Here is a 7777-nt window from a genome sequence, read left to right on the forward strand (position 1 = left end):
CTCGTCGAAGGGCCGGTCGCCCTGGGCGAGGATCTCCCGCAGGTAGAGGTCCGCGCACTTGGCCGCCGAGTTCGAACCCTGCCCGGTCAGCGGGTCGTTGAGGACCAGGACGTCCGCCACGCCGAGCACCTTCCGCCCGGACGGCAGGGTGGCGACGGGCTCGCGTACGACGGGTGCCACGCGCCCGGCCAGCACGCCGCCCGGGTCGGTCAGTACGGCCTCTTCGGCGCGCTCGGCCTCCCACGGCAGGTGGGCGCGGAGCAACTCCTTGGTGAGCGCGAGGTGTTCCTCGGGGTCGGCGACCGCGGAGAAGCGGTCGAGCGGGCCGCCGGGGATCCCGTTGAGGAAGAGGCAGTCGCAGGGGCCGGACTTGGTCAGGGCGGGCACGATGAAGTACTCGCCGACCCCCGGCATCAGGTTCGCCGAGCAGGCGACGAACGACTCCCGGGGCCGCAGCCCGTGCACATACGTGATGGCGGCCGTGCGCTGCGGCCCTTCGAAGGGGGAGTGGGCGTCGTCGCGCGGGAAGATCCGGGACAGTTCGCCCTTTCCGGCCGCGACGAGTACGAGGTCGTGGTCCGCGGTCAGCTCCTCCAGGAGCGCCGTGTCGGCCTCGGCGATGCGCAGGGTGCCGCCCGCGTCGGTGAACAGGCCGAGCCAGGCGGCGATCTTGACGCGCTGGTCGACGGACTGGGCGGGGGCCTCCAGCCGGGCCTCAAAGTCGATGACCTTCTCGGCGGCGTCGGCGACCGTGAACGACAGGCCTTCGATCTCCGGGGCGTCCTTCTGCCACAGGTCGAGGGCGTGGCGGCGCTCGATCTCCATCGAGTCGCCGAACATGATCTGGGTCGAGGTCACCCGCCCCGCCAGGATCTGCTGCGCGGTGCGGTTGGACACGAGGGTGACGTGGTGGCCGCTCCTGCGCAGGCCGAGGGCGAGCTGCACCCCGGCCTGTCCGGCGCCGACTACGGCGACCGAACGGGGCGTGGGGGAGGGCGAGTTGGCGTGGGCCGTCACTTCTGGGGTTCTCCGGTTTCTTGAGAGGGGGTCTCGGCTGCGCTGTTCCCGCCGGCGCGGTTCTCGGCGGCGTCGCTCTCCGTGGCGTCGCTCTCCGCGGGTTCGCTCCCGGTCGTCATGTGCAGGCCCAGGACGCCGCCGATGATGGCGAGCAGGCAGACGACCTTCCCGACGGTGATGTGCTCGCCGTAGAGCACGGCGCCGAAGACGACCGAGCCGACCGCGCCGATGCCGGTCCAGACGGTGTAGCCGATGCCGACGTCGAGGGTCTTGAGCGCGAGGCTGAGGAGGTAGACCCCGCCGCCGCCGGTGACGACCGTGACGATGGAGGGGACCAGGACGGTGAAGCCCTCGTTGGCCGCCGAGCTGAGCGCGAACACCACCTCGAAAGCGGCGGCCACGAACAGCAGGGTCCAGGCCTTGCGGGTGGCGCCGCCCGGAGGTGACCCCGGGGAGTCCTCGGCGGTGGTCTGCTGCGGTGCCGTCGTCATCACACACCCGCCAGCGACTTCAGGCCGACCACGCCGCCGATGATGGCGGCGAAGCAGAGCAGCTTGGGTGTGGTGATCTTCTCCTTGAAGATCAGCGCGCCGAAGACGACGGTGCCGAGCGCGCCGACCCCGGTCCAGATCGTGTAGCCGACGCCCACGTCCAGGTCGCGCAGCGCGAGGCTGATGAAGTAGATCCCGCCGACGATGCCGACGAGCGTGACGAGGGAGATCCACAGCCGGGTGAAGCCTTTGGACGCGCTGGCGCCCAGCGCGAAGACGATCTCGAAGACGATCGCGAGGAAGAGGTAGAACCAGGCCACGGTCACGCCACCGGCCTCGGCCCGCGCGGCCCGGGGATCCGGCCGACCACCGAGGCTCCGTCGCCCTCGGAGGCCCCGCCCGGCCCTGAAGTCCCGTCCAGCCCTGAAGTCCCGTCCGGCCCCGACCCGTCCGCCGCGGGCAGCCCCGGCGCCTCGTCCGCCAGCGAGCCCGTGCCGACCACCGTGTCGCCGCCGGCGAACATCCCCGGGTGCCGCACGCGCATCCGCTCCATCAGCAGCTCGTAGGGCAGGTCGTCGTACGCGCCGTAGTCCCGCAGGAACTCCATCCGCTTCCCGTCGTCCCCGTCCGCGTCGTACGGGTGGTACGTGCTGCTTGCCGTGCCGTCGAACTCCAGCGGCGTCATCCCGTACAGCCGGCACAGCAGCGCGTTGAACACTGGGGTCACGCGCAGCCACCGGCCGCCGAGGTGGACCGAGACCAGGCCGTGGTGGAACACCTCCCCGCCCACCATCCGCTTCAGCCGCTCGGAGGCGAGGTGGTTGCGCACGTCCGCGTAGACCAGTCGGCTGGGGATGCCGACGGCGCGGACCGCCGCCGCGTAGAGGACGGACTTGTGCAGGCAGAAGCCCTGCCCGGCGCGGGCGACCGAGCTGGCGCGCAGCGCCTCGCGGGAGAGGCCGGTGCCGTAGACCTCGTAGTGGATGCCGTCGCGTACCGCGTAGTAGAGCCTTACGGCCTGTTCCGCGGGGGGTGTCGACGGGTCGATGCCGGAGTGGGCGAGGAAGTCCTGGACGTCGGGGTGCTCGTAGTCGAGGAACTCGGTGGGCTCGGTGAGGACGGAGAGCTCCGCCGGGCCGGATGCTGACGCCGCGTCAGTGGTCATGTGGTGCGTGTCCCGTCTGAAGGCCCATCGCGGTGGCGATGCGGCCGCGCTGGATGTCGGTGGTGCCGGAGTAGATCGTTCCCGCCAGGGCGTTGCGTACGTCCTGTTCCAGGCCGTATTCGGCCATGTACCCGTAGCCGCCGAAGGTCTGGACCGCGGCGATCGCGGTGGACAGGTTGCCCTCGCTGGCCAGGAGCTTGGCCGTGGCCACTTCGGCGGTGGCCTCCTCGTCCGCGGCCACCTTCAGAGCGGCGTCGTAGAGGGCGCGCCGGGCGGTGTCGGTGGCGATGCGCATGTCGACCACGCGGCGGGCGACCGACTGGTACGCGCCGATGTGCTGCCCGAACTGGCGGCGGGTCCTGGTGTGTTCGACGACCCGGTCCACCCGGTGCTGCATCTCGCCGACGTTGACGGCGAACGAGCAGAGCACCTCCCACTTCATCACGTGGTCGAAGACCAGGAAGCCGGCGCCGACCCGCCCGATGACGTTGGAGAGCGGCACCCGGCAGTCGTCGAAGAAGAGTTCGCACAGCGGCGAGGTGCGCAGCCCCATCTTCTCCATGGGCCGCCCCACCGAGAGGCCCGGCCGGTCGCGCTCGACGAGCACGGCGGTCAGTCCGAACGGGCTGCCCTGCGGCCCGGTCGAGACGTACACCACGTAGAGCCCCGCGACCGGCCCGTTGGTGACGAACGCCTTGCTGCCGTTCAGGACCAGCTCGTCGCCCTCGACCCGGGCGGAGGTGCGCAGCGACAGCATGTCGGAGCCGGACTCGGGCTCGGTGATGGCGTGCGCGCCGATCAGCTCCCCGGAGCAGACCGAGGGCAGGAAGCGCTCCTTGAGTGCCTCGGAGCCGAAGCGCTGGAGCGGCACGCCGGTGCTGACCATGTGGGTGGTGACGGAGAAGCTCAGTCCCCCGTCCCGGCAGCTCTGTCCGAGCCCTTCCAGGACGTACATCGTCGTCAGCAGGTCCTGCCCGAGGCCGCCCCAGCGCTCCTCGAAGGGCAGCCGCAGGAGGTCCGCTTCCCGTACGAGCTTCCACTGCTCGTACGGGAACTCGCCCGCGCGGTCGCGCTCCCGCAGGCCCTCGCCCAGGCGCTCGCCCAGCGGCGGCAGCGCGGCGCGCAACTCCCGCTGGTCGCGGGTCCACTCGATCACAGCACGTCCTTCCGGAGACAGTCGGTTCGGGGCCTGGGCCCGGTTCGGCGGCGGGAGCCCACGCGTCAGCGGCGGGAGCTCACCAGCGGGCTCAGTAGTGGGAGAAGCCGCTCTCGTCAAGGCTGTGCACCTCGTCGCCGCGCAGCGGGGGGTTGAAGACGCTGATCAGGTGCAGGTCCTCCTCGGGGTGTGCGAGGAGGAAGTGCGCGTCGTGCTGGTCCAGGGCGTAGAGGACGCCCGGCTGTATCTCGTACGTGACCGAGCCGTCCGCGCTCATGAGTTCGCCGCGGCCGCTGATGCAGTAGCAGGCCTCCAGGTGGCGGCGGTACTGGAGACGGGACTTGGTGCCGGCGCGCACGAGTGTGTCGGCGACGGTGAAGCCCATGCCGTCGGCCTGGACGAGCAGGCGGGTGCTGAGGCCGTTGCCCCATTCGACGGTCTGGGACGCGGACTTCTCACGAACGAACATTGGATGCCGCCTTTCAGTTGCTTACCTGAGTAGTGGTCGTGTCGATGAAGGTCTGGATGGCGCGAACCGAACGGAAATGGTCCGGGGTGAATTCCACCTGTTCCACGGGAATGTCGAACCGCTTTCCGATCCAGGTGATGACCCGTACGAGTTGCAGGCTGTCGACGACGCCCGTCTCCAGCAGGTCGTAATCGGGGTCGAGTTGGCTCGGCACGATATCGGGGATGAATTCCGAGGCGATGAACCGCTGTATTTCCGCGGTGTGGTCCATGGGCGTTGAGGTCCCTTCGGGTGTTCTTCAGGAGTTCAGCCGCAGGCTTCTGACCCGGGCGCGGTCGGTCTTTCCGGTGGGGCCCTGCGGCAGCGCCTCGTCGGTGATCACCAGCTCCGCGGGTAGCGCGGTCCTGGCCAGCCGCCGGGCGCAGTGCGCGCGCAGGGTGAGGCTGTTGAGGCCGGTTCCGGGGGAGCGGCGTACGAGCGCGTGCAGCCGGTTGCCGGCCACCTCGTCCGGCAGCGGCACGACCACGGCCTCGGCCACCTCCGGGTGGGCGAGGAGCACCCGCTCGACCTCCTCCAGGTTGATCCGCACCCCGCGCACCTTGACCTGGAAGTCGGCGCGCCCGACCAGCCGGAGCGTCCCCTCCGCGTCCCGGCTGACCAGGTCGCCGCTCCGGAAGTACGCGCGCGTGGCGCCGTCCGGGTCCCGGCGGGTGACGAACCGGCCGCGGCTGAGCTCGGGGTCGAGGTAGCCGTGGGCCTGGAACGGGGTGTGGACGAGGAGTTCGCCCGTGCCGGGCCCCTCCACCGGGTCGAGAGACCCGGGCCGGACGAGCAGGGCGCGGACCCCGGGCAGCGGAAGGCCGAGCGGCAGCGCCCCGCCGGCCGGGGCGGCCCCGGCGCCGTCCGGCTCCCCGGTCCGGTGCGCCGCCCCCGTCTCGTACGGCCACGAGTCCAGCCGCAGCATCAGGCTGTCGTTGGTCTCGGTACAGCCGTAGAGGTTGTGGAGGGCGGCCTCCGGGAACATCGCGGGCAGCGCCGCCAGCAGCCGCGGCGGCATGGCGTCCCCGGTGAAGACCACCTGCCGCACGCCTGGGAACACCGCCTCCTCCGGCGGCCCCGCGTCCCGCAGCAGCCGGTACGCCATGGGCACGGCCTGCACCAACCCGACCCCGCCCGCGAGGAGTTCCCGCAGGTGGGCGCCGTCGGTGGCGCGGTCCTGCGCGACCAGCACCGTGCAGCCGCCGACGGCGAGTGTGGTCCAGATGTCGAGCAGCGACAGGTCGAAGTTGAGCGGGGCGTAGCTGAGCACCCGGCTGCCCGGGCCGAGCCCGAACTGCTCGGCGGCCCAGGCCGTGAAGGCCTCGACCCCGTCCAGCCGGAGCGGCACGACCTTCGGCAGGCCGGTGGAGCCGGAGGTGGTCAGCAGCAGCCGGGCGTCCTCGGGGACCCGGGGCGCGCCGGGCGCGGGTTCCACGGCCTCGGCGGTCAGCCCGCCGTAGCCCCCGGCGTGCACGGCTTCCCCCAGGGAGAGGATCCGGTCGGCGCCGGACGCGGCGGCCAGCTCGCGGAAGGTGTCCGCGCCCAGCTCGGCGGACGGCAGCAGCACCGCGCGCCCGTCCGCGAGGCAGGCGATGACCAGCGCGATCGCCGCGGGCGACTTCCGCACCCGCAGGCACACGGGCGCTTTCGGCCCGGCGTGGGCGGGCAGTTCGCGGCGCAATTGCTCTACGAGGCCGGCCAGTTCGCCGTACGAGACCTCGCGGCCGTGCCAGGTCAGGGCGGGGGAGTCGGGAGCGCGGCGGGCGTGCGCGGCGAAGGAGGTGAGGAAGGTGCGTGAAGGCATGTTCTCGCTCCCCGTCAGCCGTGCGCCCGCACGGCGCCGGCCGGCTGCCGCAGCTCGCGGTACCCGCCGTCGAAATACAGCAGCGGCCGCCCCTCGCGGCTGCCCGCCGCGGCCACCCGGCCGATGACGATGGCGTGGTCCCCGCCGCCGACCACGTTCTCCAGGCGGCAGTCGAACCAGCTCAGGCAGTCGGCGACCACGGGTGCTCCGGTGGCGCCCCGCTCGGTCGCCACGGTCGGGAACGAGCCCACCGCGCGGCCGTTGCCCTGGGTGGAGAAGTGGCGCGAGACGTGCTGCTGGTCGTGGTTCAGGACGCTGACTGCGAAGACCTCGGAGGCCAGGATCGCGGTCACCAGCGGGCTCAGCCGGCCGATCGAGACCGAGACCATGAGCGGGTCGAGCGAGAGCGAACCGAATGCGGAAACGGTCTTTCCGAAAACCTCGGCGCCGTTCCGGGTGGACACGACCGTAACTCCGGAAGCGAATTTCCCGGCGGCCGCGCGGAATTCCTCTTCTCTACATACGGGTCGCTCGGCAGGCCACTGGCCTTTCACCATCACAGCCCCCCCTTTGGCGTGTTGGACCCCTTTTGGGAACGCTCACGACAGTAAGGGCGAGTAGTGGCCAGCGGCCACTACTCGTTCGAGCAGGCGCTTTCCCCTACCCGGTCGAGTAGGGGAAACGGGAACGGTTTTCGCGCTCACCCCTGAAGCGCCCCCGACGCTCACCCCCGGCGCTCTCCCTCGGCGCCTCTTCCCGGGCGCTTCCCGGAGCTTTCCCGGGTCCTCCTCCCGCGGCTCTTCCCGGTGCGCTATTCCGCCCCGTTCAGCGGAAGCCCGAGCGCCGCCGCCATCACGTCCCGGGCGATCGGCGCCGCGCTGCCGCCACCGCTGATGTCGGCCCGGTCCGCCTCCGCGTCCTCGATGACCACCGCGACCGCGACCCCCGGGTCCATCGCGTCCGGCTTCCGTGCCCAGGAGATGAACCAGGCATACGGCGTACCGGAGTTGTCCACGCCATGCTGGGCCGTGCCCGTCTTGCCGCCGACCTCGACCCCCTCGATCGCGGCCCGGCCGCCCGTGCCCGCCTCGACGGCGGCCACCATCATCTCCCTGAGCTGCACCGCCGTACTCGGGCTCATCGCCTGCCGGTACGGCTCCGGGTCCGTCTTCGCGACCGTCGAACCGTCCGACTTCGCCAACCGGTCCACCAGATACGGGCGTTGGACGAACCCGTCGTTGGCCACCGCCGCCGCGACCATCGCCATCTGCAGCGGCGTCGCCCGCGTGTCGTACTGCCCGATCGAGGAGAGCGCGACCTGCGCCTTGTCCATCGAGGTGTCGAAGTTGCTGGCCGCGACGGCCGAAGGGACGTGCAGCGAGGGGTCGTTGAAGCCGAACCCCTCCGCCGCCTCGGCCATCCGCTTCAGCCCCACGTCCGCCCCCAGATGCCCGAACACGGTGTTGCACGAGGCCGCGAACGCGTACAGCAGCGACGCGTCCCGGCAGCCGCGCGCCTCGTTCGTCAGCCGCGTCCTGGTGCCGGGCAGGGTGTACGGGTCGGGGGTGTCCGTGCCGGAGTGGATCGAGGGCAGGACCCCCGCGTCCAGCACCGCCGCGGCCGTGACGACCTTGAA

At 71.6% G+C, this 7777-nt stretch carries 10 protein-coding genes; all 10 read right to left on the bottom strand.

From position 1 onward, the window contains the following. Positions 1 to 1017, bottom strand: a 1017-nt coding sequence (locus AOK16_RS15275; protein ID WP_169790897.1) for a styrene monooxygenase/indole monooxygenase family protein, incomplete at its 3' end; no start/stop codon positions are given. After that, positions 1014 to 1508, bottom strand: a complete 495-nt coding sequence (locus AOK16_RS25690) for a DMT family transporter (protein ID WP_079101411.1) — start codon at positions 1506 to 1508, stop codon at positions 1014 to 1016. The genes AOK16_RS15275 and AOK16_RS25690, both read right to left, overlap by 4 nt. After that, a complete protein-coding gene (locus tag AOK16_RS15285) occupies positions 1508 to 1834 on the bottom strand; it encodes a DMT family transporter (RefSeq protein WP_240483580.1) in 327 nt (108 codons plus the stop codon). The genes AOK16_RS25690 and AOK16_RS15285 overlap by 1 nt, the downstream gene beginning before the upstream one ends. Next, a complete protein-coding gene (locus tag AOK16_RS15290) occupies positions 1831 to 2673 on the bottom strand; it encodes a transglutaminase-like domain-containing protein (protein WP_107098356.1) in 843 nt (280 codons plus the stop codon). The genes AOK16_RS15285 and AOK16_RS15290 overlap by 4 nt, the downstream gene beginning before the upstream one ends. Next, positions 2663 to 3829, bottom strand: a complete 1167-nt coding sequence (locus AOK16_RS15295) for an acyl-CoA dehydrogenase family protein (RefSeq protein WP_055472800.1) — start codon at positions 3827 to 3829, stop codon at positions 2663 to 2665. Before AOK16_RS15295 ends, AOK16_RS15290 begins: the two co-directional genes overlap by 11 nt. A gap of 91 nt (positions 3830 to 3920) precedes the next feature. Beyond that, entirely contained in the window at positions 3921 to 4298 is a 378-nt protein-coding gene (locus tag AOK16_RS15300) for an ectoine synthase (protein ID WP_055472801.1), read from the bottom strand. A 13-nt stretch (positions 4299 to 4311) separates the two neighbouring features. Further along, positions 4312 to 4569: a phosphopantetheine-binding protein gene (locus tag AOK16_RS15305; RefSeq protein WP_055472802.1), complete on the bottom strand. Its 258-nt coding sequence runs from the start codon at positions 4567 to 4569 to the stop codon at positions 4312 to 4314. Positions 4570 to 4596: 27 nt separating this feature from the next. Then, complete coding sequence (locus AOK16_RS15310) at positions 4597 to 6141, bottom strand: AMP-binding protein (protein ID WP_079101412.1); 1545 nt, start codon at positions 6139 to 6141, stop codon at positions 4597 to 4599. 14 nt (positions 6142 to 6155) lie between these two features. Next, entirely contained in the window at positions 6156 to 6698 is a 543-nt protein-coding gene (locus AOK16_RS15315) for a flavin reductase family protein (protein ID WP_079101413.1), read from the bottom strand. A 254-nt stretch (positions 6699 to 6952) separates the two neighbouring features. Continuing rightward, positions 6953 to 7777, bottom strand: an 825-nt coding sequence (locus AOK16_RS15320; RefSeq protein ID WP_276202505.1) for a penicillin-binding transpeptidase domain-containing protein, incomplete at its 5' end; no start/stop codon positions are given.

The sequence above is a fragment of the Streptomyces pathocidini genome, assembly GCF_001418495.1.
GTDB lineage: Bacteria > Actinomycetota > Actinomycetes > Streptomycetales > Streptomycetaceae > Streptomyces > Streptomyces pathocidini.